At 59.3% G+C, this 25328-nt stretch carries 26 protein-coding genes; 14 read left to right on the top strand and 12 right to left on the bottom strand.

Annotated elements, in window-relative coordinates; translation table 11 throughout:
* Positions 1–177: 177 nt before the first annotated feature.
* From LD28_RS0102730 to deoD, 6 genes are all read left to right on the top strand, one after another.
* Entirely contained in the window at positions 178–1452 is a 1275-nt protein-coding gene (locus LD28_RS0102730) for a NupC/NupG family nucleoside CNT transporter (protein ID WP_033135489.1), read from the top strand.
* A gap of 126 nt (positions 1453–1578) precedes the next feature.
* Entirely contained in the window at positions 1579–1749 is a 171-nt protein-coding gene (locus LD28_RS0102725) for a XapX domain-containing protein (RefSeq protein WP_033135488.1), read from the top strand.
* 390 nt (positions 1750–2139) lie between these two features.
* On the top strand, positions 2140–2913 hold the full coding sequence (gene deoC / locus LD28_RS0102720; protein ID WP_033135487.1) for a deoxyribose-phosphate aldolase: 774 nt from the start codon (positions 2140–2142) through the stop codon (positions 2911–2913).
* 112 nt (positions 2914–3025) lie between these two features.
* Entirely contained in the window at positions 3026–4357 is a 1332-nt protein-coding gene (gene deoA, locus LD28_RS0102715) for a thymidine phosphorylase (protein ID WP_033135486.1), read from the top strand.
* 14 nt (positions 4358–4371) lie between these two features.
* On the top strand, positions 4372–5580 hold the full coding sequence (locus tag LD28_RS0102710) for a phosphopentomutase (RefSeq protein ID WP_033135485.1): 1209 nt from the start codon (positions 4372–4374) through the stop codon (positions 5578–5580).
* 75 nt (positions 5581–5655) lie between these two features.
* Positions 5656–6372, top strand: a complete 717-nt coding sequence (gene deoD, locus LD28_RS0102705) for a purine-nucleoside phosphorylase (protein WP_033135484.1) — start codon at positions 5656–5658, stop codon at positions 6370–6372.
* A gap of 83 nt (positions 6373–6455) precedes the next feature.
* Here deoD and LD28_RS0102700 read toward each other — a convergent pair whose 3' ends face one another.
* The gene (locus LD28_RS0102700; protein ID WP_033135483.1) at positions 6456–8321 is read right to left on the bottom strand and encodes a bifunctional diguanylate cyclase/phosphodiesterase; all 1866 of its coding nucleotides are present in this window, start codon (positions 8319–8321) and stop codon (positions 6456–6458) included.
* A gap of 64 nt (positions 8322–8385) precedes the next feature.
* Positions 8386–8997, bottom strand: coding sequence for an AhpA/YtjB family protein (locus LD28_RS0102695; RefSeq protein ID WP_033135482.1), 612 nt, complete (start codon positions 8995–8997; stop codon positions 8386–8388).
* 120 nt (positions 8998–9117) lie between these two features.
* On the opposite strand from LD28_RS0102695, the gene serB reads away from it, so the two are divergent.
* Together serB and LD28_RS0102685 are read left to right on the top strand one after the other, a co-directional pair.
* Complete coding sequence (gene serB, locus LD28_RS0102690) at positions 9118–10128, top strand: phosphoserine phosphatase SerB (protein WP_033135481.1); 1011 nt, start codon at positions 9118–9120, stop codon at positions 10126–10128.
* 28 nt (positions 10129–10156) lie between these two features.
* The gene (locus LD28_RS0102685; protein ID WP_033135480.1) at positions 10157–11062 is read left to right on the top strand and encodes an alpha/beta hydrolase family protein; all 906 of its coding nucleotides are present in this window, start codon (positions 10157–10159) and stop codon (positions 11060–11062) included.
* A 54-nt stretch (positions 11063–11116) separates the two neighbouring features.
* Here the strand turns inward: LD28_RS0102685 and LD28_RS0102680 are convergent, their stop codons facing one another.
* Positions 11117–13495 (bottom strand): PilZ domain-containing protein, encoded by a 2379-nt coding sequence (locus tag LD28_RS0102680; RefSeq protein ID WP_033135479.1) that lies wholly within the window; start codon positions 13493–13495, stop codon positions 11117–11119.
* Positions 13496–13595: 100 nt separating this feature from the next.
* Here LD28_RS0102680 and radA point away from each other — a divergent pair, with 100 nt between their 5' ends.
* A complete protein-coding gene (gene radA, locus LD28_RS0102675; RefSeq protein ID WP_033135478.1) occupies positions 13596–14963 on the top strand; it encodes a DNA repair protein RadA in 1368 nt (455 codons plus the stop codon).
* Positions 14964–15048: 85 nt separating this feature from the next.
* Here the strand turns inward: radA and LD28_RS0102670 are convergent, their stop codons facing one another.
* Together LD28_RS0102670 and LD28_RS0102665 are read right to left on the bottom strand one after the other, a co-directional pair.
* Complete coding sequence (locus tag LD28_RS0102670) at positions 15049–15429, bottom strand: PilZ domain-containing protein (protein ID WP_033135477.1); 381 nt, start codon at positions 15427–15429, stop codon at positions 15049–15051.
* Positions 15430–15529: 100 nt separating this feature from the next.
* Positions 15530–16012 carry an Rsd/AlgQ family anti-sigma factor gene (locus LD28_RS0102665; RefSeq protein ID WP_033135476.1) on the bottom strand — a complete coding sequence of 161 codons (483 nt, stop codon included), beginning with the start codon at positions 16010–16012 and terminating at the stop codon, positions 15530–15532.
* 331 nt (positions 16013–16343) lie between these two features.
* Between LD28_RS0102665 and LD28_RS0102660 the strand changes: the two genes are divergently transcribed.
* Positions 16344–16616 (top strand): HU family DNA-binding protein, encoded by a 273-nt coding sequence (locus tag LD28_RS0102660; protein WP_033135475.1) that lies wholly within the window; start codon positions 16344–16346, stop codon positions 16614–16616.
* A 146-nt stretch (positions 16617–16762) separates the two neighbouring features.
* On the opposite strand, the gene LD28_RS0102655 is transcribed toward LD28_RS0102660, so the two are convergent.
* From LD28_RS0102655 to LD28_RS0102635, 5 genes are all read right to left on the bottom strand, one after another.
* A complete protein-coding gene (locus tag LD28_RS0102655) occupies positions 16763–17206 on the bottom strand; it encodes a PACE efflux transporter (protein WP_050514244.1) in 444 nt (147 codons plus the stop codon).
* 93 nt (positions 17207–17299) lie between these two features.
* Positions 17300–18205: a glycine betaine ABC transporter substrate-binding protein gene (locus LD28_RS0102650; RefSeq protein ID WP_081959395.1), complete on the bottom strand. Its 906-nt coding sequence runs from the start codon at positions 18203–18205 to the stop codon at positions 17300–17302.
* Positions 18202–18624 (bottom strand): VOC family protein, encoded by a 423-nt coding sequence (locus tag LD28_RS0102645; protein WP_033135474.1) that lies wholly within the window; start codon positions 18622–18624, stop codon positions 18202–18204. The genes LD28_RS0102650 and LD28_RS0102645 overlap by 4 nt, the downstream gene beginning before the upstream one ends.
* Positions 18625–18675: 51 nt before the next feature.
* Positions 18676–19851 carry an MFS transporter gene (locus tag LD28_RS0102640; protein ID WP_241462250.1) on the bottom strand — a complete coding sequence of 392 codons (1176 nt, stop codon included), beginning with the start codon at positions 19849–19851 and terminating at the stop codon, positions 18676–18678.
* Positions 19852–19865: 14 nt separating this feature from the next.
* Positions 19866–20537, bottom strand: coding sequence for an SDR family oxidoreductase (locus LD28_RS0102635; protein ID WP_033135473.1), 672 nt, complete (start codon positions 20535–20537; stop codon positions 19866–19868).
* Between the two features lie 147 nt (positions 20538–20684).
* Between LD28_RS0102635 and LD28_RS0102630 the strand changes: the two genes are divergently transcribed.
* Entirely contained in the window at positions 20685–21578 is an 894-nt protein-coding gene (locus tag LD28_RS0102630; RefSeq protein WP_033135472.1) for a LysR family transcriptional regulator, read from the top strand.
* A 76-nt stretch (positions 21579–21654) separates the two neighbouring features.
* Here LD28_RS0102630 and LD28_RS0102625 read toward each other — a convergent pair whose 3' ends face one another.
* Together LD28_RS0102625 and LD28_RS0102620 are read right to left on the bottom strand one after the other, a co-directional pair.
* Positions 21655–22512, bottom strand: coding sequence for an alanyl-tRNA editing protein (locus tag LD28_RS0102625; protein WP_033135471.1), 858 nt, complete (start codon positions 22510–22512; stop codon positions 21655–21657).
* Positions 22513–22625: 113 nt separating this feature from the next.
* Entirely contained in the window at positions 22626–23849 is a 1224-nt protein-coding gene (locus LD28_RS0102620; RefSeq protein WP_033135559.1) for an Nramp family divalent metal transporter, read from the bottom strand.
* A gap of 237 nt (positions 23850–24086) precedes the next feature.
* Between LD28_RS0102620 and rpsF the strand changes: the two genes are divergently transcribed.
* From rpsF to rplI, 3 genes are read left to right on the top strand one after another with little or no spacing between them, the layout of a single operon-like run.
* Positions 24087–24473 carry a 30S ribosomal protein S6 gene (gene rpsF / locus LD28_RS0102615; RefSeq protein WP_033135470.1) on the top strand — a complete coding sequence of 129 codons (387 nt, stop codon included), beginning with the start codon at positions 24087–24089 and terminating at the stop codon, positions 24471–24473.
* A 30-nt stretch (positions 24474–24503) separates the two neighbouring features.
* On the top strand, positions 24504–24734 hold the full coding sequence (gene rpsR / locus LD28_RS0102610) for a 30S ribosomal protein S18 (RefSeq protein ID WP_005313392.1): 231 nt from the start codon (positions 24504–24506) through the stop codon (positions 24732–24734).
* A 52-nt stretch (positions 24735–24786) separates the two neighbouring features.
* Positions 24787–25233 carry a 50S ribosomal protein L9 gene (gene rplI, locus LD28_RS0102605; RefSeq protein WP_033135469.1) on the top strand — a complete coding sequence of 149 codons (447 nt, stop codon included), beginning with the start codon at positions 24787–24789 and terminating at the stop codon, positions 25231–25233.
* Positions 25234–25328: the final 95 nt, after the last annotated feature.

Raw genomic sequence — 25328 nt, 5'->3', positions numbered from 1 at the left:
AGCGTAAAAATCGTTTGCTGTCTAATTTTGTGGCACTTGGACATTTTGATAACGATAAAATGTGACCAGCATTCTATTTTATCGGCTTTTAATTAGTATAATGCGCTCCCTTTGATACATCGATATCGCTACATTAAATTAACAATTTGGGTGCTGCTCTAAGAGGATGTTTTTATAATGAGTATAATCATGAGTTTGGTGGGGATGGTCACACTCATCCTTATCGCAATATTGTTCTCCAGTAATCGTAAGGCCATCAACAAGCGTACTGTTGTTGGTGCTTTTATAATTCAACTGCTACTCGGTGCGTTTGTTTTGTATGTACCGATTGGCCGTGACATTCTTTATGCAGTGTCTAGTGGTGTGTCAGAAGTATTTTCGTACGGTAAATATGGTATCGACTTCCTATTTGCAGGCCTGGCCAGCGATAAGATGTTTGAACTATTTGGCGGCGGCGGTATGGTATTTGCCATTAGAATTTTGCCGACCATTGTATTTTTCTCTTCTCTGATTGCCGTACTCTATTATCTGGGGATTATGCAGGTTGTTATTAACCTGTTGGGTGGTGGTCTGCAGAAAGTATTGGGAACTTCCCGTACAGAATCCCTCTCTGCTACTGCCAATATCTTTGTCGGTCAGACCGAAGCGCCGCTGTTAGTTCGTCCTTACATTGCCAAGATGACAGATTCCGAGCTGTTTGCCGTCATGTGTGGTGGTCTGGCTTCTGTTGCGGGTGCGGTGATGGTTGGTTACGCCGGCATGGGGGTCAAGATGGAGTACCTGATTGCTGCCTCTTTCATGGCTGCTCCCGGTGGTCTGCTGTTCGCCAAGCTGCTGGTTCCTGAGACTGAAACCCCTAGCTATGATACTAACTCTAACGATGACGAGTTGGATGACAAGCCTGCCAACGTGATCGATGCTGCTGCCGCAGGTGCTGCTGCCGGTATGCAATTAGCGTTGAATGTGGGCGCCATGTTGTTGGCTTTCGTTGCCCTGATCGCCATGATTAACGGCATCTTCTCTGGTGTCGGTGGCTGGTTCGGCTATCCGCAACTCTCTCTGGAGCTGCTGCTGGGCTGGGTCTTCTCCCCGCTGGCCTTCCTGATCGGTGTGCCTTGGAGCGAAGCCGTTGTTGCCGGTTCCTTCATCGGTCAGAAAGTGGTGGTGAACGAGTTCGTTGCTTATTTGAATTTTGCTCCGTACATCAAAAATGAAATGCTGATCAATGGTGTTGCGATGTCTGAGCACACCAAGGCGATCATCTCCTTTGCTTTGTGTGGTTTTGCCAACCTCTCTTCCGTCGCTGTTCTGCTCGGTGGTCTGGGCTCCATGGCACCGAACCGCCGTGGCACCATTGCACGTTTTGGCCTGAAAGCCGTACTGGCTGGCTCTCTGTCAAACCTGATGTCTGCCACTATCGCAGGCTTCTTCCTGGCATTGTCTGCCATGTAATTTGGGTCTGATTGACAGACGTTAAACACCAACGCCACGGCATCAGTCGTGGCGTTGGCATATGGAGCAGTGACAACCGTTTTCCTATCTAAACTAATAATTTAAATAGGACAATTCGGGGGTCGTATGAGTGAAGCACTACTGGCAATGGTTGCTGGTTTTATTGTCGGTTTGTTGTTTTCTTTCCTCAAATTGCCGATCCCGGCACCTCCCGTTCTGTCCGGGGTGATGGGGATCGTCGGGGTCTATCTGGGGGGGCTGGCCTACTCCTGGATCCTGACTCGCTTCTTTTCGTAAGGTTTTTTTGACAGGGATTTGCCAGATGTGAGGTACCTCTGAAATTGGCAAATCCGGCTTGCAAACAGGGGGTATCTCGGCTGAAATAGGCGTTGCCAGCAGGGTGCTGGCAATGACTAATACTCGATGAAATCGGGTGTTGGCGGTCAAATGGAATTGATTGGGAAGTCGGGTCAGATGTTGTCGGCCTTTCTCAAGTCTTCATGGAACCAAGTCCGCACTTTTGTAAGAAAGTGACAGGGCTCTTGCCTTATTTACAGTCGTCATGCCTCCGCATTCGCACTGTAATTCCATTCCCGTATAGCTGGGGATCTACACCTATCCATTCATTTGCTGGATGTTGTGGTGGTGCCCGGTTATCTGGATTAAATCGAGACTTTGGAGAATAGAATGACCGATCTGAAAGTGGCCGCCCAGCGCGCCCTGAACCTGATGGACCTGACCACCCTGAACGATGATGACACCGATCAGAAGGTGATCGACCTGTGCCGCAAGGCCAAGTCACCGGCAGGCCTGACTGCCGCCGTCTGCATCTATCCCCGTTTTATCCCTATCGCTCGCAAGACTCTGCGTGAGATCGGTGCTGCCGATGTGCGCATCGCGACCGTGACCAACTTCCCGCACGGTAACGACGACATCGAGATCGCCGTGGCCGAAACCCGTGCTGCCGTTGCCTATGGTGCCGACGAAGTGGACGTGGTGTTCCCGTACCGCGCCTTCATGGCGGGCAATGAACAGATCGGTTTTGATCTGGTCAAAGCTTGTAAAGAAGCCTGTGGCGCCAACGTGCTGCTGAAAGTGATCATCGAAACCGGTGAATTGAAAGAAGAGGCGCTGATCCGTCGTGCTTCTGAAATCTGTATCGATGCCGGTGCCGATTTCATCAAGACCTCTACCGGCAAGGTACCGGTCAATGCGACTCCGGAAGCGGCGCGCATCATGATGGAAGTGATCAAGGCCAAGAATCCGAAAGTCGGCTTCAAGCCTGCTGGTGGCGTGAAAGACGCAGCCGTTGCCGGTCAATATCTGGCCATGGCCGAAGAGATCCTCGGCAATGACTGGGTCTCCGCCCGCACTTTCCGCTTCGGTGCCTCCAGCCTGCTGGCCAGCTTGCTGGCTACCCTGGGGCACGGCGAGAAGCCGGCCAACACCAGCGGTTACTAATAATAAGTTGATGAGAGGGCGGGACTCTCCCGCCCTGTTAAGCCCCCACCATGAGGTGCGCGGGCAAGGATTCAGGCTTGTTTTACGCCAGCGATGGCGGAGGGAATGAAAGATGTTTTTGCCTCAAGAAATTATTCGCAAGAAGCGCAACGGTGAAGCGCTCAGTACCCAAGAAATTCAATTCTTCGTTCAGGGCATTACCAACAACACCATCGGCGAGGCGCAGATCGCGGCGCTGGCGATGGCGGTCTACTTCAAAGACATGACCATGGATGAGCGGGTTGCCCTGACCTGTGCCATGCGCGACTCCGGCATGGTGCTCTCCTGGGATCATCTGAACCTGGGTGGCCCGATTGTCGACAAACACTCCACCGGTGGTGTGGGTGATGTGGTTTCCCTGATGCTTGGCCCAATGGTTGCCGCGTGCGGCGGTTTCGTGCCGATGATCTCCGGCCGTGGCCTGGGCCACACCGGTGGTACGCTGGACAAGCTGGATGCCATTCCCGGCTACCAGACCTCGGTCGACAACGATCGTTTCCTGAAAGTGGTGAAAGAGGCGGGTGTCGCCATCATCGGTCAGACCGGCGATCTGGCCCCGGCTGACAAGCGCATCTATGCGGTACGGGATATCACTGCGACTGTTGAATCCATCGCCATGATCACCGGCTCCATCCTCTCCAAGAAGCTTGCCTCCGGGCTTGAAGCTCTGGTGATGGACGTCAAGGTGGGATCCGGTGCCTTTATGCCGACCTTCGAGGCCTCCGTAGAGCTGGCCAAGAGCATTGTGGCCGTGGCCAACGGTGCTGGCTGCCGCACCTCCGTCCTGCTGACCGACATGAACCAGGTTCTGGCCTCCAGCGCCGGTAATGCGGTGGAAGTGCGCGAAGCGGTGCGTTACCTGACCGGTGAGTACCGCAACCCGCGCATCCACGCAGTGACCATGGCGCTGGCTTGCGAGATGCTGATCTCTGCCGGTCTGGCCAGCGATGAGCGTGATGCCCGCGCCAAGCTGCAGGCGGTACTGGACAACGGCAAGGCTGCCGAGATCTTCGGCCGCATGGTAACCGGCCTCGGTGGTCCGTCCGACTTTATGGAACGTTATGATCACCACCTGCCGAAGGCTGCCATCGTGCGCCCGGTATTCGCGGCCAACAGCGGTTTCGTGACCGCCATGAATACCCGTGAAGTGGGCTTGGCCGTGGTGGCCATGGGCGGCGGTCGCCGCGCTGCCGGTGACAAACTCGATTATGCGGTCGGTCTGACCGACTTTATCCGCCTGGGTCAACGCGTCGATGCTGACAAGCCGATCGCCATGATCCACGCTCAGACGGAAGAGCAATATGCTCAGGCTGCCAGCATGGTGCAGGCTGCTGTCCAGATTGGTGACGAGCAGCCGGAAGCACTGCCTGAAGTGTACCGCCGCATCACCTTGGCTGATTTGTAACAAGGGGAAGACCCATGAAACGTACTTTTATTCTGATGATGGACTCTTTCGGTATTGGCGCTGCTGCCGACGCCGACAAATTCGGAGATGTGGGCGCCAACACCCTTGGCCATATCGCCAAAGCGTGTGCGGCGGGTGAAATTGAAGGCCGTGGTGCCCTCAATCTGCCAAACCTCAACAAGCTGGGTCTGGGCCACGCCTGCGAGCAGGCGTCCGGCTACTTCCCGGAAGGGCTGAAGAAAGATATCGATGTAGTCGGTGCCTACGGCTTTGCCCAGGAGCTCTCCTCCGGCAAGGACACCCCGTCCGGCCACTGGGAGATCGCCGGTGTGCCCGTGCTGTTCGAGTGGGGCTACTTCAAGGATCATTCCAACAGCTTCCCGCAGGAGCTGCTGGACGCCATCGTGGAGAAGGCTGGCCTGCCGGGTTATCTGGGCAACTGCCACGCCTCCGGTACCCAGGTGCTGGACGATCTCGGTGAAGAGCATATGCGCACCGGCAAGCCGATCCTCTACACCTCTGCCGACTCCGTGTTCCAGATTGCCTGCCACGAAGAGACCTACGGCCTCGAGAAGCTCTATGAGCTGTGCCACATCGTGCGCGAGCTGCTGGAGCCCTACAACATTGGCCGCGTCATCGCGCGTCCGTTCGTGGGCACTGGCAAGGGCAACTTCAAACGTACCGGCAACCGTCACGACTACTCCGTGCTGCCGCCGGCACCGACCGTGCTCGACTACATGAAAGATGCGGGTGGCCAGGTGGTCTCCATCGGCAAGATCGCCGACATCTATGCCGAGCAGGGCATCACCAAGAAGGTGAAGGGTACAGGTCTGGTTGAGTTGTGGGACCGTACTCTGGAAGAGGTGAAAGCGGCCGGTGACAACACCATCGTCTTTACCAACTTCGTCGACTTTGATTCCTCCTACGGCCACCGTCGTGACGTGAAGGGCTACGCCGAGGCGCTGGAGTATTTCGATGCGCGCTTGCCGGAGCTGTTCGCCCTGCTGCAAGATGGCGACGTCGTGGTGCTGACCGCTGACCACGGCTGTGACCCGACCTGGGGTGGCACCGACCACACCCGTGAATACATTCCGGTGCTGTTCTTCGGCAAGCCGGTCAAGGCCGGTTCCGTCGGTCGTCGCGAAACCTTTGCCGATATCGGCCAGAGCATTGCGGCGTACCATGGTCTGCCGAAACTGGAATACGGTAGCAGTTTCCTGTAATTTCCCCGCCCGCCACTTCGGCGGCGGGCAATTTATAAAACAATAAAACTCAACCTGTGTGAAGGAATCAAGAGAATGGCAACTCCCCATATTAATGCGAAAGATGGCGCTTTTGCTGATACCGTGCTGATGCCGGGTGACCCCCTGCGCGCCAAGTACATCGCTGAAACTTTCCTGGAGAACGTCGAACAGATCTGCGACGTGCGCAACATGTTCGGCTTTACCGGTACCTACAAGGGCCGTCGTATCTCCGTCATGGGCCACGGCATGGGTATCCCGTCCTGCTCCATCTACGCAAAAGAGCTGATCACCGATTACGGTGTGAAGACCCTGATCCGCGTGGGCTCCTGCGGTGCCGTGCGTGAAGATGTGAAACTGCGTGACGTGGTGATCGGTATGGGTGCCTGCACCGACTCCAAAGTAAACCGTCTGCGTTTCAAAGATCACGACTTCGCAGCCATCGCCGACTTCGACCTGGTTGCCAATGCCGTGCAAGCTGCCAAGAACAAGGGCACTCCGGTGCGCGTTGGTAACATCTTCTCCGCCGACCTGTTCTACACCCCGGATCCCTCCATGTTCGACGTCATGGAAAAATACGGCATCCTGGGTGTCGAGATGGAAGCCGCCGGTATCTATGGCGTGGCCGCAGAGTACGGTGCCAAGGCACTGACCATCTGTACCGTTTCCGACCATATCCGTACCGGTGAGCAGACCACTGCCGAAGAGCGTCAGCTGACCTTCAACGACATGATCGAGATCGCGCTGGACTCCGTCCTGCTGGGCGACAAGTAATCTGTCGTAGTGGAATGACAAGTGGAATAAAAGCGGCGGCCTGCGGGCCGCCGTTTTGCATTTCTGAGCCAGGAAGTGGAAGGTCAGAGGTCGAGGGAAAAGCGCCCCTTGCCCGCCATCTTGGCCCGATACATGGCCGCGTCGGCGCGGTTCAGCAGCTCGTCGATATGGCAGGGCTGGCCTGAGTGGCAGAGGGCGCCACCGATGCTGCCCGCCAGCGGTAGCTGGTGGCCGGCCACATCCCACGGTTCCGCCATGGCGGCCAGCAGCCGTTCACAGAGGGCAGGGAGCTCCTGCTCCGGGTGGGTCAAGGCTGGCAGAATGATGGTGAACTCGTCGCCAGCGAGGCGGGCCACCATGTCGCCGGGGCGCACTTGGGCGCAAAGCACGTTGGCGAAGCGATGCAGCAGGGCATCCCCTACATGGTGCCCCAGTTGGTCGTTGATCGCCTTGAAACCATCCAGATCGAGAAACAGCAGGCCGATCGCCCCCCCGTCATGGTGTACCCGCGCCAGCTCACGGCTCAGACGCAGGGTGAAGGCTCGGCGGTTAGGCAGGCCGGTGAGCAGGTCATGGGTGGCCTCATGCTCAAGCTGGCTCTGCAGGGCTTTGAACTCGGTAATGTCGGTCCCCAGGATATAGACGCCCGGCTCATCTCCCTGACTCGGGATCATGGTGATCTGCAGATCCCGTGGGCCGATGGGCAGCTCAAAGCGGTTCTCGAAACTCACCTGCTCCCCTGCCTGCGCCCGGGCCAGATGGCTCATGGCCAGTGCATAGGACGCTTCACCGATCACCTCCCGCACGCTCATCTCGAGCATGCGGGTTGGGTCGAGCCCGAAATAGTGGCAATAGGCCTGATTGGCAAACAGGTAGCGCCCTTCGGGAGAGACCATGCTGATGGTGACTGGCAAACCGTCGGTGATAGCGCGCAGCCGGGCGCGGTTGCGCTCGCTCTCTCCCATGGCGCGGTGCAGTTGGTCGACGGTGGCCGACAGTTCGCGGGTGCGATCCCGCACCTGCATCGCCAGCCCTAACTGCAGCTGCAGCAGTTTTTCCTCGGCCTGTTTGCGCTCGGTAAGGTCGGCAAACACGGCGATCAGGTGAGGTGCGGCGGTGCGACTTCTACACAGTGTCACGTTCAGTTGCACCCAGCAGAGGGTGCCGTCGGCCCGAAACATCCGCTTCTCCAGCCGGTAGTGCTGGCGCTGGCCAGCGAGCAGTGCCTGAAAGAGTGGCAGCTCCTGTGCCAGATCCTCGGGGTGGGTCATGGTCTGCCAGGTGCGACCCAGCATCTCCTGTTCGTGATAACCGAGCAGCTGTTGCAACCCCGGATTGGTTTTGAGCCAGACCCCCTCCAGCGAGGAGAGGGCCATGCCGACCGCCGACTGGTTGAAGGTCTGGGTAAAGAGATGTTCCTGATCTTCCAGCACATTGCTGAGGCTGCGCACCTGATGGCGTCGCTCGAGGTCGTGCAGGGTGTTCTCCACCAGCAGGCCGAAGTCATCGAGATCCTGACACTGGAGCTCGTCCAGGTGGCGCGGCTTGCTGTCTACCAGACAGAGGGTGCCGAGTACCACCCCATCCAGCGCCCGCAGGGGGCGGCCAGCGTAGAAGACCACGTGGGGTGGCCCGATCACCAGCGGATTGTCGGCAAAGCGGGGATCGAGGCGGGCATCCGGCACCTGCATGATGCCGGGCTGCAAAATGGCATGACCGCAGAAGGAGATATCCCGGCCAATCTCGCACAGTGGGATGCCGGTGCGGGCCAAAAACCACTGGCGGTCTGCATCGGTCAGGGAGACCAGCGTCACGGGCAGAGCGAAATGGCGGCTGATGAGGCGGGTCAGGCGATCCAGATGGTCGATGGGTTCGCGATCGAGCAGCCCGAGGATCCGCAGCCGTGCCAGCCGACTCTCTTCATCCACGGGCAAAGTAGGGGCAATCATGCAGCTCTCCTGCGGGTTCTACCCTCATGGGTATATACAAGGTGGCAGGGGGATCGACGCCGGTCTACGGCTGATCGGTCGGTTTGCTCTTTTTCTTGTGTTTGCGCACCCGCATGTAGTTACGGCGCACGCCGTAGGAGATGAGCACTCCGGCCAGCAGGGCGACCAGCAGCATCAGCTGCTGCTTCTCCTGCGCCACCTTGAGCCGGGTACTCTTACCCGCCAGCATCTGCTGCTCTTCCAGGGTGATGCGCAGGAAGCCGATGGTCAGCTCGCCATCCCTGATCTCCTGTACGAACTGGACCCGTCCCTTGCCCTGCTCCGGCAGTGACTTGTTACCGCTGCCGATGGGCAGCAGGCTATCCAGCGGCACTGCCTGTTCCGACTGGGCGAGGGGAATGCCGCGCCCGTCATAGAGGGTGGCATCGAGGATCTCCGGCTCTGCCGCCAGATCCCGCGCCAGCCGCTCCAGCTCGCTGCTCTTCTCCTCCTTGATCCAGCGTTTCATATCGCGGGCGGCATAGGCTACCAGTGCCTGCGCCCGGTTACGCGCCTCGCTGTGCAGTGCCGCCTGGCTTTCCCGCTGCATATGGATGAGCACGCCGAGCACCCAGCATCCGAGCAGGATACCGGCAGCCAGGCTGAGAACACGTTTGATGGGGAGATGACGCTGCAAGCGCGAGGCCTCATGGTGACAAGGGGTGGCCGGATCTTGGCGCTTGCCTGTACAAAAAGCAATACGCTACTCTGGGCCAGCATTGTTAACCCCCTGATCACCAAGGAAGGCGTATCCCTTATGTTGTTGTCCCGACTCCCCCCTCTGTTGTCCGATTGGCCCGCGTTGTTGTCCGGCTCGCCCTGTTGGCAACTCAATGTTGATGCGTTGCAACCGGCAGAGATCCCGTTGGCTGGCGGCTGGCTGGTGCTGTTTGGCAAGGGGCTGGGATCGACTTCGCTGACTGCGCTGGCTCCCCTGCTGGCAGAGTATGGGGTGGCGGCGACCCTCTATCCGGCGACCGAGGTGGCGGGCGTACCGCTGCTGCTGCTTGGTTGCGATCGCTTCTCCCCCGAGCTGGTGGCCGTGCTCAAGGGCGGTGAGTGGGAGATCGATCTCTGCCACTTGCCCGCGCTGCCGACCCTGAGCGAGCCCGGCCTGCTGGTGATGGACATGGACTCCACGGCGATCCGCATCGAGTGTATCGACGAGATTGCCCGGCTTGCCGGGGTGGGCGAGCAGGTGGCGGCGGTAACGGCGGCGGCCATGCAGGGCAAGTTGGAGTTCTCCGACAGCCTGCGCAACCGGGTGGCCCTGCTGGCAGGAGCGCCGGTCACCATTCTCGACGAGGTCGCGGCCAATATGCCCTGGATGCCCGGCTTGCAGCTGATGGTCGATACCCTCAAGGGGGCGGGTTGGAAGGTGGCGATCGCCTCGGGGGGATTTACCCGTTTTGCTGGCGAGCTGCAGCAGGCGCTCGGACTCGACGCCATCTTCGCCAACGAGCTGGCGGTGGAGGGGGGGCTGCTGACCGGCAAGGTGAGTGGGCGCATCGTCGATGCCAGCGTCAAGGCCGAGGTGTTGCAGCAGTTGGCGCAGGAGTACGGCATTGCTGCCGCCCAGACCGTGGCCATCGGCGATGGTGCCAACGATCTCAAGATGATGGGGGTGGCGGGCCTTGGCATTGCGATTCACGCCAAACCGCTGGTGCGGGCGCAGGCGGCTGCGACGCTCAACCATCACGATCTGGAAGGAGTTATCTGCCTGCTTGCGGCACGGGCGTGCAGCGAGCGGCGCTGGGATCGCCCCTGATATTGTTTCATGGAGGAAACCAATAAAAATGGAATTGTTGCAGCAATCCCTGTTTATCCCCTGCGGCGCCCATCAACTGCATGTGCGCCACATCAAACCCCGGGTCGCCGTACATGGCGAGCCGATCCTGATGGTGCATGGTGCCATCGAGAATGGCCGGATCTTCTACACCGAGTCTGGCAAGGGGCTGGCCTGCTTTCTGGCCCGCCACGGTTATCAGGTCTATGTGGCTGATTTGCGTGGGCGGGGGCTCAGCACCCCGGCCATTGCCGAGCAGGCCGAACATGGTCAGCACGAACTGATCACCGAGGATCTCCCTGCCCTGCACCGCTGGATGGCCGAGCGCCATCACGGCTTCAAGGTGCACTGGGTGGCCCACTCCTGGGGCGGTGTCATCATGGCGTCGACCCTGGTACGCTTCCCCGAGCTGGCGGATCAGGTGGCCAGTCTGCTGTTCTTTGGCACCAAGCGCGGCGTGTCGGTGCACAATCCCGAGCGTTGGCTGAAGGTGGATCTGATCTGGAACCGGCTGGCCCCCTGGTTGGCGCGCCGCCGCGGTTTTCTGGCAGCTCGCAATCTGAAGATCGGTGCCGATGACGAACCGCTGCGCTATCTGCAGGAGACCATCCCCTGGGTCAAGTGCGGTCCCTGGCGGGATCCTCACGACGGTTTTGCCTATGACGAAGCGGCGGCGCGGGTCAACTGGCCACCGCTCTGGATGATTTCGGCCAAAGCGGACAAGGTGCTGGGGCACCCGACCGACGTGCGCCGTTTCAGCGACGAGATGGGGTCGACCACTCGCCACACCCGATTGGGGCGGGACAACGGCAACCGGCTCGATTACGACCACATCAACATGCTGACTGCTCCGCAGGCGCAGGAGGATCACTTTCCCCGGATCCTCGACTGGCTGCTGGATCCACAGGCTGCATGACAAACAACAGGGCGCATCATGCGCCCTGTGTTCTTTCGGTCTGTGTGGGGAGATTCAGTTCAGCGGCGGCGTGATACCGAGGCGGAACAGGGTGGCCTGGGTGGTGTCGGTCAGCTCGCCAACCCCTACCACGCTCCACAGTTCCTCCTCCAGCTTTTTGGCCTTGTGGATGGCGAACTTGGCGATGTAGTCCAGTTCGTTGGCGATGAAGTTGGTGTCGGGTCGCCCGGTGCGGGAGATGCCGACCAGCACCGAGTAGAACTCTCCCTGTTGCTGCGCCTGCTCGATGAACTGGCGCTTCTCTTTCACGCTGGTGAAGCTGCTGGCAAGGCGGCTGCTGAAGATGGGCAGGCCAGCCTTGGTCTGGATGCTGGCGATGAAGACCTCGTCCTCTTTCGGCTTGTCCTCACGCTCGATGGCGCGCAGTGGCGTCATCAGCAGCTCCTTGAGCAACTCCCCCTGAAACAGCGGATAGAGGTTCTCCTGCTCCGGCTGCTCGGCACAGGCTTGTAGTAGCCGCTGCAGGCTGCGCGGTTTGGGCGACTTGCCGATAGAGGCCGGTTTGGGTGCCCCTTTCAGCTTGTTGACGTAGACCGGCGAGTTGAACAGGTGATGGGTGTAGATGTTGCGCAGCGCCCGTGCCAGCCCGCGGTAGCGGCGCTGCTCCTGCGCGGCCTTGAGCTTGTTCTGGTTGCTCTCGATCAGCAGGCTGAAGAACTGGCGGCCGGTGTGGCGATCCGAATCCCCTTCGATGCAAAGGTGCAACACGGTACGGGTCATGTTGAGACTGACCAGCCGGTAGGCCAGATGTTGCAAGTCCATGCTCTTGGAGAGCTCCTGCAAGCGGGGCAGGGCGATGGTCACCACATCGTTTTTCTCGCCGACAAAGGCCTCTTCCAACTCGATCTGCAGGCCGTGGGTCGAGATGTCACGGGTCCAGCCCAGCCAGGATTTGCCGTTGTGGTGGATGGCGACCGCAGTTTTGTGGATGTAGCGCAACTCCTTGCGCAGCTGGACATAGTGCAGGGTCTCGATCTCGAACGGGGCAGCCCCCTGTTCGTGGCCAAAGCGCTGCAGCTCGTTGGCGTTGTGGCTGACGCCCTCCTGATGGAACTCTTCACGCTGGGACTCCTGGCTAATCTCCTGCAGCAGGCCGCAGTAGCCGATCTGCTTGAGCCGCTCGAGCAGCAGGATATCTTGCAGTTGTGGATTCTCGAGTCCTTGCAGCTGGCCGACATCTGCCTCCAGCAACTCGCACGCCTCCAGCGAGAATTTGTAGACGCGCCAGCTGGGACGGCGGGAGGCCACTTGGAAAAAGAGTGCAGTGAGGCCGCTCTGGCGCAGCTCCTCGGCGGTGGCCGAGAAGAAGTAGATATGGCTGCGCACCGTGTGGGTAAAGCAGTAGATGAGCGTCTCTGTGGTAGCGCCTGGGGTCGGGCAAAGCCGCTTCATTCGCTCGGTGTTGAAGAGGCCCGCCAGCGCGTCGCGGTTTTTCTCGTCGCGCCAGTACTCCAACAGATGCTGGTTGTTCTCGGTACGCAGGGCAATCTCGAGGTTGGGACAGTCGCCGGTACCGAAGAAGAGCGGCATGCCGGTCATCCGTGGCAGGTAGAACTGCTCATACCCTTTGATGATGGCGGCGGAGAGCAGGTAGTCGACGCTGACCCGATAGCGGATCTTGTTGGCGTCGATAAAGTCGCTGAGGAAGGCATCGAATGCCGGTTGTTCGCCAGAGCGTACCAGCCGCAGCCAGTATTTCCCCTCTTTGCTCTCTTCGCCGAGGATCTGGTAGCCGACCGGCTGATGCAGCACTGGATTGGGGGTGTCCCGCTCCAGCCCGGTAAAGAAGACCTCCACCTGAGCGCCGGTGTGATAGTTGGGTAGATAGGGGACCGAGACCCGCATCCCCCCCAGCGAGAGATCGGAACTCTTGGCGAACAGCTTCTCCCCATCCTGAAACTTGATGAGTACCGGCGAGCTGAAGTGCATCCGCTCCTGACGGCGACCGTAGTAGCTGGCAAAGGCGATGGTATTGACATCGTATTGCCGGAAGGGGCTGGCTGGTGGTAACAGCTGGCCGTCCACCTTGGCGTGGTGATGGTTTTTTTGCCACAGTTGCAGCGCCTCATAGACGCCAAGGGTATAGATATCGCGGTAGAGATAGCACTGGGACTGGAACAGACCGATAGCCTCGGTCGGCATGAAGTGGGTGATGCCGTCAAACTCGTGCACCAGGCACTCATCTTCCAGTTCATCGCGCATGTCGATGACCCTGCGGCAGGGGGAGCACTTGCGCTTGAGCTCCATCTTGATCAGAAAACGGCTGTTGCTGTTTTCCTCCTGAGTCATGCGGTTGAAGATCTCATCGAAATCTTTCTCCCGCAGCAATGGGACGAGTTGTTCAATCAGATGTTGCTGGTGTTCTGAATCCATGTGTTCCTGCCACGGAAAGTCACTTTTCCGATTCTGAGTTTGATCTGTCGGTCGCAAACAAGTATATCAAGCAGGAATTCATCCTGTCCCCGAGTTATCAATGGCCAAAAATAAAACTGCTTATGTTTGTTCCGAATGTGGTGCCGACTTCACACGCTGGCAAGGTCAATGCAGCGAGTGCAAGGAGTGGAACACCATCACCGAGGTGCGTCTCGGCTCGGTGACGCCCGCTGGCAAGAGTGCCCGTTACACCGGTTATGCCGGTGCCGTCGGCAGTCAGGTACAGACATTGGCAGAGATCGCCACCACCGAAATTCCCCGTTTTACCTCCGGCTTCAAGGAGCTGGATCGGGTGCTTGGCGGCGGTGTGGTGCCCGGCTCGGCCATTCTGATCGGCGGTAATCCGGGGGCGGGCAAGTCGACCCTGCTGCTGCAGACCATGTGCGGTCTGGCGGAACGGATGAAAACCCTCTATGTCACCGGTGAGGAGTCGCTCCAGCAGGTGGCGATGCGTGCCAACCGTCTTGGTCTGCCTACTGACAAGTTGCGGATGCTCTCCGAGACCAGCGTCGAGCAGATTTGCCTGATTGCCCAGCAGGAGCAGCCACAGATCATGGTGATCGACTCCATTCAGGTGATGCATGTGGCGGATGTGCAATCTTCCCCCGGTTCTGTCTCACAGGTGCGTGAAGCGGCGGCACTGCTGACCCGTTACGCCAAGCAGAACCATGTGGCCATCTTTATGGTGGGTCACGTGACCAAGGATGGCAGTCTGGCGGGCCCCAAGGTGCTGGAGCACTGCATCGACTGCTCGGTGCTGCTCGATGGCGGCCATGACTCCCGTTTCCGGACCCTGCGCTCCCACAAGAACCGCTTCGGTGCGGTTAACGAGCTGGGGGTCTTCGCCATGACCGAGCAGGGGATGCGTGAGGTGAGCAACCCCTCGGCCATCTTCCTCAGTCGGGGCCAGGAGCAGGCGCCCGGTTCCATCGTCATGGTGATCTGGGAGGGCACCCGACCGCTGCTGGTGGAGTTGCAGGCGCTGGTGGACTACTCCCAGCTCTCCAACCCGCGCCGAGTGGCGGTGGGGATGGATCACAACCGGCTCGCCATGCTGCTGGCGGTGCTGCACCGCCACGGCGGCTTGCAGATGGCGGATCAGGATGTCTTCATCAACGTGGTTGGCGGGGTCAAGGTCGAGGAGACCAGTGCGGATCTGGCGCTGCTGCTGGCGATGGTCTCCAGCTTCCGGGATCAGGCATTGCCCAAGGATCTGGTGGTATTCGGCGAAGTGGGCCTCTCCGGCGAAATTCGCCCGGTGCCGTCCGGTCAGGAGCGGTTGCAGGAGGCGGCCAAGCATGGTTTCCGTCGCGCCATCGTGCCGCACGCCAATGCCCCCAAGCACCCTATCGAGGGGATGGAAGTGGTGCCGGTCAAGAAGTTGTCTGATGCGCTTGAGGCGTTGTAATTGCGCGGCAGGGCATGGCATTGAGACAACACAGCAATAAAAAAGAGCGCCTCGGCGCTCTTTTTTTACGGCGTAAAACCAGCCATCAGGGTTGGGTATGTTCCAGATGTTCGCTCAGCAGTTGCTCCAGCTCGCGATGGAGCAGCTCTTCGTCGCCAACGTTGAGCTCGATCATCCGTTTGAGGTGGGTGGCGCTGTCGATATCGATGTGGTGGCAGTAGAAACCCAGTTTCTTGCTGGCTTCGTGGGTCAGCTCGACCTGCATTCTGATTTCGATATCGCTACCGCTCAGGATAAAGCTGAGTTGGTACTCCTTGTTGTCACGGCTCTCCCAGTCGTCGGGTCTGATCAGCAGGGCCCCCTGCAAGGAGACGTCGACAAGTTGAGTCTGCCACTTTCGTTCCCCCTGAGTAAGTTCTGCCATGGTCAAGTAGAGGATCCGTGCAAAACGGCGGCGCTCAGACATGCTCATCTCCTGCTATGCAATAAGTGTGGATGCTAGGTCGTTGCTCTGAGTGTAATCCACCTTGGTTGCCAGTATCTTGAACTTGACCCGAAAATGGCGTTCAGGCTTGCTGGGCACTCAAGGATTCCACCACATGGAGCGCCTTGACCAGGCGATCTTCCTGCTTGAATCGCTCTTCCAGTACCGGGCCAAGCTCGTTGAGATCATCATCGAGTAGCAACAATTGAGCCTCGTCAGCATCACTGTATTTGTCGTTGAACTCGAGGGCAAATTCGGTGCTGGTACGGATATGGGGGTAGATGCGCTTGGCCAGCTCCAGGGTCTCGCCGCTGGCCTGCTCAAAGGCAGTGACCACGTGGTGGTAGATCTCGAAATGGCCCGCGCTCACATAGTCGACCAGTTTGTCGCAAAAGTGCTGCAGCTCTTCCGTTTTGGGCAGGTTGCGCTGCTTGGTGCGTGCCGGGGTGAGGCCTGCCAGCCGCATATACTCGACCAGCAAGGCTTGCCTTGCATCCAGCCAATCGTCGATCGCCTTATGCTTGCCAGCCAGCGCCTGTTTGGTCTGTTCCAGTTTCGTCAACATAATCCCTCCGTGGGGCAAAGGCTGGGCGTTTGATCGGGCTTCCGAGCCATTTGAGCAGTGACACAATCTATAACTAGGGAAAATCTGACCAAGCGTCAATAGGCTTGCGGGGATATTGTTAAGTGAGGAAGAAATAGACAGGTACTTGGCTCTTGCAACAAGCAGGTTTCGGGCCCGGCCACGTTTTTTCACGTATGGAATGTGACTATTTCCGCAGATCTTGATGAAAACCCCAGCGTTTGACGCGTCCGGCTCGATAAAGCCTTTGCTTGAGTGTTTTTTTTTGCATAGAGTGACCCAGCGCTAAATGCCCGATCATAAAGGAAATGTTATGAACAAAGCTCAACTTGTCGATGCGATTGCCGCCAAAGCAGATCTGAGCAAAGCTCAGGCCAAAGTGGCTCTGGAAGAGATCATCAATGGTATCACCCAGAGCTTGAAAGAAGGCGATGCTGTGCAACTGGTCGGTTTTGGCACCTTCAAGGTTACCCACCGCGCAGGTCGCACCGGTCGTAACCCGCAAACTGGTAACGAGATCCAGATTGCTGCTGCCAACGTGCCTTCATTCGTGGCTGGCAAGGCTCTGAAAGACGCCGTCAAGTAAGTCCGAAAGTCTGTTTTTGTCCAATGCCAGTCAGCTTGCTGACTGGCATTGTTTTTATGGGGCATGCCCATTCCTTCCGGCTAGTTTCCCTGAATATTCCCGCTGTTCCTGCGCTCCCGTCTGACAACCTTTCAGGGGAGGAGGCATCATGCCGTCTGCGGGGTGGATGGCAGCGGCCAGATCCGCTCATAGGCCCAGGTAAAGAGCATGATGTAGACGAGGTAGAAGGCGACGAAGCCGAGATCCAGCATCAGGGCATCCCACAGTCCCAGTTTCAGCCAGAACATGACGCAGGGGAGGGAGAGCATCATAAAGCTCGCCTCATAGCCAAACGCGTGCAGGAAGCGGTCGAATGGCCGCTTGTTGGTGCGCCCGCAAAGTTTGAGCAATCCCTTGTCGAACAACAGGTTCCAGCCGTAGGTCCAGGCAGTGGCGACGATGGAGAAGAAGATCGCCAGCGAACCGACCTCGGCGACGCCCTGACCGAACAGCTGGCTGATCAGCGGCGCGACCAGTGCCAGCCCGATGCCTTCGTAGAGAACCAGATAGCGAAGTCGATCCGGGGTGGTGCGCAGTTGGGTACTACTCATGGGTTATGTGCCTCCTGTGGGAGGCGCATTCTAATCAGGGGGTGGTTAAAAGAGAAGCGATGAGATCGCTTCCCTTGCCATGACTGCGGTACTTCAGGCTGTTTGCCCTTCCAGCCAACTTCTGGCGACCTGATCGAGTGGTTCTCCCAGCCGACTGACACGGTGGTCGAGCTGCTCAATGGTGGCATTGTCAAATCTCAGCCCATCGAGATGGCTGATATCTTCGCTGGCCAGCAGATGAAGCCGATCGCTGCGCGCCAGCAGCACTGCCCGATCTACCCCGCCGAGCAGCCCTTTTGGCTCTTTCAGTTCACGGATCCGGTAGGTCGCGTGCAGGAACTGGGGGCGCCACAGGGGGACGACCGCCCAACGCTCTGCTGCGACGGCCCGCTCATATGCCGCGAGGCACTCCTCTTGCGACCCGTTCAAAAAACGGTAACCGGCGGTTTCCAGGCCATATTCCGCCATGATCTGGCGGGAGAAGCGGCTGATTCCCGCCCCCGGGCCAATCCCCTGGATCACCGGTGTCATGCGCGTTCGTACTTCGGGGCGCAGCAGATCCGCCACCTCGGCGACCTGATCGGCGGGCACATAGTCCGGCACTCCCCAGAGGGCATAGGGTTGATAGTGGAGCCCGAGCTCGCGGGTATCGACCTGTTGCTCGACCCGCTCCTTGTAGATGCCGTGGCTGGAGGGCAACCATGCCGATGCCAGCATGTCGATCTCTCCGCTGGCCAGTCGGGCAAAGTTCGCCTCATGGGGTGCATAGCTGCGAGTAACCCGATAACCGCGCAGTTCGAGTGTGGCGGCGACCAACGCCCCGGTCATGCGGTGAAACGATAGATCGGTAATACCAAGCCGGATCATGGGGCCGTCTCCTTTGTGCGATTGCTGAGTGGTGTTCGAGTGCGTCACTGCCCGCGCGGTGAGTGACAGGCTCGTGGCCGCCAGCGTGACGATGGCGGCGCCTCCTTTGATGAAATTGCGTCTGCTGGTCATCTCTTGTCCTCTTGGGATGTGTCATCCAGAAACAGCAGCTCAACCATGACGCCGTTGTTGTCCTGCAAAAACAGTTGCAGCTCGCCCCGCTCCGGGATCAGGCGGCTGACAAAAGGGATATCAAGGCGCAACAGGCGGGCCTGTACCTCGTCAGCACCTTCGGCGCGCAGGGAGATATGGTCGATGCAGCCGCTGCCGTGATCCTCGCCCCGCACGCCGAGATAGCTTGCCAATCCCTCGTCGGTGCCGCTGGCCACCAGATGCAGCAGTGGGCGGCCATCGGCATAGAGCCAGCGGCCAGCGAAGGGGAAGGGAGGGCGACCCCCCTCCTGCAAGCCCACTACCTCGCGATAGAAGGCGACGGTTTGCTCCAGCGCGCGGGTGCGCAGCGTGAAATGGTCGATGGCGCGTATGGTCATCCTGACTCCTGTTAGCCCCCTCTTGGGGGCGATGGTCATGGCGAAAAAGGGTCAGCAAGCCAGGGCTGCGCGGCGGCTACGCTCCTGGCTCAGGATAAACAGCAGTCCCGTCAGCGGAGCCAGTGCGGCAAAGAAGGGCAAGGCGGCCGGGCCGAAGTGGCTGTCGACCACAGTGCCGCCGATGATCCCCCCCAGCGCATTGGCGATGTTGAATGCCGAGATATTGGCCGTGGCGGCCAGCTCGGGAGCTTGCTTGCCATATTTCATGACCCGCATCTGCATGGCGGGCAGGTTGGCAAAGGTGGCAACCCCAAACAGAAAGGCCGCGATCAGGAACAGCAAGGAGTAGTGCTCTACGGCACCGAGCAACAGCAGCGCCAGAATGGTCAGCAGTGGCCATAGCAGCAGAGAACGTTTCAGATTGCGGTCGGCGCTGTGACCACCGATATTGTTGCCCAGCACCAGACCCAGACCGATCACCACCAGCACGCCAGTGATCGCGGAGCGATCGAATCCGGCAACCTCTTCTGCCAAGGGGGCAATGTAGCCGTAGAGCGTCATGAAGCCTGTCCAGCCAAGCACGGTGAAGAGCAGGCTGGCGAGCAAGTTCCAGTTGCGAAACGCAGCCAGTTGACTGGCGATGGAGGTGGGGAGCTCCTTTGGCTGGCGTTCGATGGCGACGGCGATGGCCAGCAGGGCGACCGCCCCCAGAGCGGCCACGGCCAGAAAGGTGGTATGCCAGTCAAAGCTGTTGCCGATCCAGGCGCCAGCGGGAACGCCGAGTACGTTGGCAAGGGTGAGGCCGGCAAACATCTGACCTACCGCTCGCCCGGCCATCTTGTCTTGCACCATGCGCGTGGCAACCACGGCGCCGATGCCGTAGAAAGGCCCCTGTGTGAGACCGGCCAGCACCCGGCTGATGGCCAGGATCAGGTAGTCGTCGCTAAAGGCCGAGAGCAGATTGGCGACGATAAACAGCCCCATCAGGCCCATCAACACCCGTTTTTTATCGAAGCGGGCCAGCCAGAGGGTCAGGATGGGGCCGCCAATGACAATGGCCAGCGCATAGACGGTAATCAGGTTGCCTGCGCCACCTGCGCTGACCCCAAGGCTTTCGGCCACTTGTGGCAGGATGCCTGCTATCACGAATTCGGCGGTGCCAATCGCAAAGGCCGAGAGCGTCAGGATCCAGATCTGGCTCGGTAATCGGTTGGTGTGGTTCATCATGGTTCCCCTGCTGTTCAGTTGATGAGGGCTCCGCCATCGAGATCGATGGTGGCGCCGGTCATAAAGGGGTTGTCGATGGCCAGCAGGTAGCCTGCGGCGATGTCCTGCGCGCGACCGTAGCGACCGGCAGGCAAGGTTGTGGCGGCCCGCTCCAGCATGGCCTGGCGTGACTCGGGGGACATCGCCTGATAGGCGCTGGTGTCGGTCAGGCCCGGGCTGACCACGTTGATCCGCAGGGGGGCCAGCTCGCGCGCCAGGATTTTTGCACTGGCCTCCAGCGCCGCATTCATGGCGGTTTTGACCAGCGTGCCGGGTACCGTTTTGCGGGCCAGAAAGCCAGAGGTCAGCGTAATGCTGCCATTGGGCTTCAAGTGCGGGGCGGCAGCCTTGATGATGGCAAGGGTGCCCCAGAATTTGGTGTCGAAGGCCGATTTGGCGGCGGCGTTGTCGAGGGCCAGAAAATGGCCCCCCGGCGCCTGGGAGCCTGCGGTGATCACCAGATGATCCAGTGGGCCATGGCGCTGGAAGAATGCCTCCAGCGTGGCGGGGTCGGTCACATCGACCCCGTCGCGGCGACTGGCTGCGATCACCCGGCCGGGTCGGTTGCTCAGGGCGGCGACGACCGCCTCACCAATGCCACTGTGACCACCGATCACCACGGAGAGCGTTTGTGCAGTAAATGACATGATCGATTCCTCTCTAAAAAGGTGCAGATAGCCGATCCGGATGAGGGCCATCACGGGTTGGCACGAGATGGAGAGAGGATATATTCGACAGATATTTCTGATAATCTCGCTTAATCTGAATTCATATTTCGGAAATTGCGAGCAATAATGTTGGATAATCTGGCACTTTTCCTGACCATCGTGGAGAAAGGGGGGCTCTCCGCTGCGGGGCGCGAGCTGGGACTCTCCCCGGCTACTGTCTCCGAGCGCCTCGCCGCCCTGGAGCGTCACTATGGGGTTGCCCTGCTGACGCGTACCACGCGTTCCATCAGCCTTACCGAGGAGGGGCGTCTGCTGGTGGAGGAGGGGCGCCGCTTGCTGGCCGACGCAGACGATCTGCTGCGTCGCATCCAGTTGGGCAGTCAAGAGATGGCGGGCCCGATTCGCCTCAGTGCGCCGGTGGATCTGGGGAGTACCCGGCTGGTCCCTTTGCTGGATCAGTTCATGGAGACGCACCCCGGCGTCACCATTGATCTCAACCTGACCGACGGGTATGTGGATCTGGTGGGGCAGGGGATCGACTTCGCCCTGCGTTACGGCACCCTTGCCGACAGTTCGCTGCGTGCCATTTCGCTGGGCGAGACCCGCAGGATGGTGTGCGCCTCCCCGGATTACTTGCGGCGGCGGGGCATCCCCCGTCATCCGGACGAGTTGCAGCGGCACGACTGTCTGGTGATGCGCTTTGGCGATACCCCCGATCGCAGCTGGGGATTCGAGGTTGGGGGTGCCCCCTATCGGGTGCAGGTGGCCGGACGACGGGTGACCAACAACGGTCTGCTGGTACGCCAGTGGTGTCTGCAGGGGCTGGGGCTCTGTTTCAAATCCTGGTGGGATGTGCAGGAGGATCTGGCCAGAGGCGCGCTGCTGGAGGTGCTGGCCCCCTTTTCGACTACCCCTTCCCGCTTGCAGCTGGTCTATCCCTCGAGTCGCAGTCAACCGCGCCGGGTGAGGGCCTTGATGGATGCGATCGCTGACCAGCTGGGTGCCGGGATCCCTCGCTAGCCGGGGTCCCTTGCGAGAGAGTGCGCTCAACAAGCGCCGCCACATGGGGGCGGCGCTTGTTGTGAAGGCGGCGGGGTTAGCGGTGGGTCGGGGTGACCCGGGTCAGCATGGCAAAGCCCTCTTCCACCAGAGTGAGCTGCACCTTGACCTGGCAGAGCTCGGCGAGGGTGGCGACATGGGTGCCGCCACAGGGGATGGTCACCTCCTGGCCTTCCAGCGTGCAGTGCCAGTAACGGGAATCGATGATCGCCTCGCCAGCGCGGCTGCGGCGGATCTCGCCCCCAGCTGCGATCCAGTCGGCCAACTGCTGATTGACCTTCTCTTCAATCAGTGCCAGATCCGCCAGCAGCACTTCGCTGTTGACCCCCTTCTTGCGCAGGCTCTTGCCGATGCGGTACTGCTCGCTCGAACCAGATGGTTCGACCCGTGAACTCTGGATGGCGAGGCGGTCGAAATCGGGTTGGCCCAGTGCATCGCGCTCACTCACCTCCTTGCGCCAGTAGGGGATAAGCGCTCGGTTGAGGGCGAGCGCCGCCAGATGGCAACCGCTGTGGCCCAGACTCAGGGCGTAGCGGGCAGCGCTATCCACCTGTAACTCGACCTGGCTGCCAACAGCCAGCGGGTGGTCACCGATCAGCGGATGGACCACCACGAAATGCCACCCCTCAGCGCCCCGCTTGACCGGAATGGCGCTGTCGACGAACAGCTCACCATCCGGGTTGATGGCCCCCATCCGGCAAGGGCCGATGGCGGCGTCGCCCCCTTCCCAGCGAGCATGGCCCACATCCCCCGGCTGATCGGGCCAGAGGTGGCTTTGGGGATGAAAAGGAGTGAGGTCGGTGACCAGCAGCGTGGTGTCACCGCGCTGGCAGCAGACTACGCTGGCCTGCTCCTGATGATGGCCCAGCACGAAGCTGACTCGGGTATGTTCCATGGCAAGGCTCCCGCAACGAGAAATGAGAAGAGAAAGCGGCAGCATACGCCAAAGTGCGAAGGGGCTCATTAACCAGCGTTAATGAGCCCCTCTTCTCTTGGTTTTACGGTTTGTTAGAGCATTGCGACCAGCAGATAGGCATTGAGGCCAATCACCAGTGCGACGATAAGGCGGCCGATGGCCTGCGTGACTGGGTGGTTGCGATGTTTCCCCATCAGCTCCTGATTGCCAGTCAGCATCAACAGCGGGATCAGGGCCAGCGCGATGCCAAAGCTCAGCACCACCTGACTCAGTACCAGAATTTCTGTGGTGTTGAGCCCCATGGCGATCACCACGAAGGCGGGGATCATGGTGATGGCGCGACGCAGCCAGAGCGGGATGGTAAAGCGCACGAAGCCCTGCATCACCACTTGCCCGGCCAGTGTGCCCACCACGGTAGAGCTGATGCCGGACGCGACCAGTGAGAGGCCAAACAGGGTGGCTGCTGCCTGACCCAGCAGCGGGGTCAGGGTCTGGTAGGCGGACTCCAGCTCTGCGACTTGCTGGTGGCCCGAGCTATGAAAGGCGGCTGCTGCCATCGCCATCATCGCCAGATTGACGAAGCCGGCGATGGTCATGGCAATCGCCACGTCGACCCGGGTGGTGTGCAGCCGTTGGCTGACCGAGCCCTGATCCTGAGTGTGCTGGGTCAGCGCCGAGTGCAGGTAGATGACGTGGGGCATCACGGTGGCACCGAGCACCCCGGCTGCCAGATAGACGGCATCGCTGTTGGGCAGGCCAGGGAAGAGGGCGCCCTCCAGCAGGCTGGGCAGATGGGGGCGGGAGAAGATCAGTTCGACGATGTAGGCCGCCGCGACAAACAGCAACAGGCCACCGACCACGAACTCCAGCGGTTTCTGGCCGCGGGATTGCAACATCAGGATCCCCCAGGTCGCCACGGCGGTGATGCAGGCCCCCTCAAGCAAGGTCACGCCGAGCAGCAGCTTGAAGCCGACTGCGGCGCCAATGAATTCAGCGAGATCGGTGGCCATGGCGATGATCTCCGCCTGTACCCAGTAGGCCCAGACCGCCGGTTTCGGCAGCCGGTCGCGGATGTGCTCCGCCAGATTCTTGCCGGTGACGATGCCGAGTTTGGCCGAGAGAGTCTGCACCACCATGGCCATCAGGTTGGCCCACACCACTACCCAGAGCAGCTGGTAGCCGAAGGTAGAGCCCGCCTGGATATTGGTGGCGAAGTTGCCCGGATCTATGTAGCCGATGGCGGCGATAAAGGCAGGTCCAAGCAGGGTCAGTTTGAATTTGCGGGGCGGAATCGTTGTAGTCAGTGCGGGTTGCATGTCATCACCCTCCATAAGGATATGAAGAGAGAATAGATCTAAATGATAATCATTATCAATTGTTATTTTTGATGATTTCCATCGGTAAAAACATCTGTGGCTGCCAGTTGCAGTGAGGGATGTGATTTCGTACAATACGCCGCCCTAGAAAAGCAGCGACTAAACACCATTACGTTCCTTGCCTCCGAGGTCTGGCTGCACCTGGGCGGAGGCTGAATTAATCCGTAAGGAGCTAAAATGCGTCATTACGAAATCGTCTTCATGGTTCATCCGGACCAGAGCGAGCAAGTACCCGGCATGATCGAGCGTTACACCGGCGCTATCACCACCTCCGGTGGTACCATTCATCGCCTGGAAGATTGGGGCCGTCGTCAGCTGGCTTACCCGATCGACAAACTGCACAAAGCCCACTACGTTCTGATGAACGTAGAAGCAGAGCAAGCCGTTATCGATGAGCTGGAAACCAACTTCCGCTTCAACGATGCCGTTATCCGCAACATGATCATGCGCACCAAGCACGCTGTGACTGAAGTTTCTCCGATGGCCAAGGCCAAGGAAGAGCGTTTTGTCCGTCGTGACGACGAGCGCCGTGAAGAAGCTACTGAAGCTGCTTCCGAAGAGTAATTCTGGATCACTGAATAGAGGATAAAGGCCATGGCACGTTATTTCCGTCGTCGTAAGTTCTGCCGCTTCACTGCCGAGAACGTTACCGAGATCGACTACAAAGATATCGTTACTCTGAAAAACTACGTCACTGAATCTGGCAAGATCGTACCGAGCCGTATCACCGGTACCCGCGCCAAGTATCAGCGTCAGCTGGCACGCGCCATCAAGCGTGCTCGTTACCTGGCTCTGCTGCCGTACACCGATCTGCACAACAAGTAAGAATCGGCCCGGCACTTAAGCCTAACTCAACGAAATTTATAGAGGAAAGGTAATGCAAGTTATCCTGCTCGACAAAATCGCCAAACTGGGCGGTTTGGGTGATCAAGTCGCTGTTAAAGCTGGCTACGCCCGTAACTATCTGATCCCGCAAGGCAAAGCTGTTATGGCCACCAAGGCCAACATCGAAGCTTTCGGTGCTCGTCGCGCTGAGCTGGAAGCCAAACTGGCTGCCAACAAAGCTGCTGCTGAAGAGCGTGCTGCCAAGCTGGCCGAACTGGCTACCGTGGTTATCGCTTCCAAGTCTGGCGACGAAGGCAAGCTGTTCGGTTCCATCGGTACCCGTGACGTGGCTGAAGCCATCACTGCTGCCGGCGTAGCCGTTGCCAAGAGCGAAGTCCGCATGGGCAACGTTCTGCGTAACACCGGTGACTACGAAGTTGCTGTTCAGCTGCACGCTGACGTTAAAGCAACCGTACAGATCCAGGTTGTTGCCCTGTAATAGCGTTTCGCTTTTGCAGAAAAACCCGCGCTCTTGCGCGGGTTTTTTATTTTGGGGCCCGGGGGTAGAGTGAAGGTCTGTTCCGTTGGAGGAGA

Source organism: Aeromonas finlandensis (assembly GCF_000764645.1).
Taxonomy (GTDB): domain Bacteria; phylum Pseudomonadota; class Gammaproteobacteria; order Enterobacterales; family Aeromonadaceae; genus Aeromonas; species Aeromonas finlandensis.
The sequence above is the reverse complement of the archived record's forward strand: the minus strand, read 5'-3'. Positions and strand labels throughout refer to the sequence as shown.

What these genes read in the sequence shown, in the direction of transcription:
- LD28_RS0102730 (WP_033135489.1), top strand. Translation starts at nt 178, where the DNA reads ATGAGTATAATCATGAGTTTGGTGGGGATGGTCACACTCATCCTTATC.
- LD28_RS0102725 (WP_033135488.1), top strand. Translation starts at nt 1,579, where the DNA reads ATGAGTGAAGCACTACTGGCAATGGTTGCTGGTTTTATTGTCGGTTTG.
- deoC (WP_033135487.1), top strand. Translation starts at nt 2,140, where the DNA reads ATGACCGATCTGAAAGTGGCCGCCCAGCGCGCCCTGAACCTGATGGAC.
- deoA (WP_033135486.1), top strand. Translation starts at nt 3,026, where the DNA reads ATGTTTTTGCCTCAAGAAATTATTCGCAAGAAGCGCAACGGTGAAGCG.
- LD28_RS0102710 (WP_033135485.1), top strand. Translation starts at nt 4,372, where the DNA reads ATGAAACGTACTTTTATTCTGATGATGGACTCTTTCGGTATTGGCGCT.
- deoD (WP_033135484.1), top strand. Translation starts at nt 5,656, where the DNA reads ATGGCAACTCCCCATATTAATGCGAAAGATGGCGCTTTTGCTGATACC.
- LD28_RS0102700 (WP_033135483.1), bottom strand. Translation starts at nt 8,321, where the DNA reads ATGATTGCCCCTACTTTGCCCGTGGATGAAGAGAGTCGGCTGGCACGG.
- serB (WP_033135481.1), top strand. Translation starts at nt 9,118, where the DNA reads ATGTTGTTGTCCCGACTCCCCCCTCTGTTGTCCGATTGGCCCGCGTTG.
- LD28_RS0102685 (WP_033135480.1), top strand. Translation starts at nt 10,157, where the DNA reads ATGGAATTGTTGCAGCAATCCCTGTTTATCCCCTGCGGCGCCCATCAA.
- LD28_RS0102680 (WP_033135479.1), bottom strand. Translation starts at nt 13,495, where the DNA reads ATGGATTCAGAACACCAGCAACATCTGATTGAACAACTCGTCCCATTG.
- radA (WP_033135478.1), top strand. Translation starts at nt 13,596, where the DNA reads ATGGCCAAAAATAAAACTGCTTATGTTTGTTCCGAATGTGGTGCCGAC.
- LD28_RS0102670 (WP_033135477.1), bottom strand. Translation starts at nt 15,429, where the DNA reads ATGTCTGAGCGCCGCCGTTTTGCACGGATCCTCTACTTGACCATGGCA.
- LD28_RS0102665 (WP_033135476.1), bottom strand. Translation starts at nt 16,012, where the DNA reads ATGTTGACGAAACTGGAACAGACCAAACAGGCGCTGGCTGGCAAGCAT.
- LD28_RS0102660 (WP_033135475.1), top strand. Translation starts at nt 16,344, where the DNA reads ATGAACAAAGCTCAACTTGTCGATGCGATTGCCGCCAAAGCAGATCTG.
- LD28_RS0102655 (WP_050514244.1), bottom strand. Translation starts at nt 17,206, where the DNA reads ATGAGTAGTACCCAACTGCGCACCACCCCGGATCGACTTCGCTATCTG.
- LD28_RS0102650 (WP_081959395.1), bottom strand. Translation starts at nt 18,205, where the DNA reads ATGACCAGCAGACGCAATTTCATCAAAGGAGGCGCCGCCATCGTCACG.
- LD28_RS0102645 (WP_033135474.1), bottom strand. Translation starts at nt 18,624, where the DNA reads ATGACCATACGCGCCATCGACCATTTCACGCTGCGCACCCGCGCGCTG.
- LD28_RS0102640 (WP_241462250.1), bottom strand. Translation starts at nt 19,851, where the DNA reads ATGATGAACCACACCAACCGATTACCGAGCCAGATCTGGATCCTGACG.
- LD28_RS0102635 (WP_033135473.1), bottom strand. Translation starts at nt 20,537, where the DNA reads ATGTCATTTACTGCACAAACGCTCTCCGTGGTGATCGGTGGTCACAGT.
- LD28_RS0102630 (WP_033135472.1), top strand. Translation starts at nt 20,685, where the DNA reads ATGTTGGATAATCTGGCACTTTTCCTGACCATCGTGGAGAAAGGGGGG.
- LD28_RS0102625 (WP_033135471.1), bottom strand. Translation starts at nt 22,512, where the DNA reads ATGGAACATACCCGAGTCAGCTTCGTGCTGGGCCATCATCAGGAGCAG.
- LD28_RS0102620 (WP_033135559.1), bottom strand. Translation starts at nt 23,849, where the DNA reads ATGCAACCCGCACTGACTACAACGATTCCGCCCCGCAAATTCAAACTG.
- rpsF (WP_033135470.1), top strand. Translation starts at nt 24,087, where the DNA reads ATGCGTCATTACGAAATCGTCTTCATGGTTCATCCGGACCAGAGCGAG.
- rpsR (WP_005313392.1), top strand. Translation starts at nt 24,504, where the DNA reads ATGGCACGTTATTTCCGTCGTCGTAAGTTCTGCCGCTTCACTGCCGAG.
- rplI (WP_033135469.1), top strand. Translation starts at nt 24,787, where the DNA reads ATGCAAGTTATCCTGCTCGACAAAATCGCCAAACTGGGCGGTTTGGGT.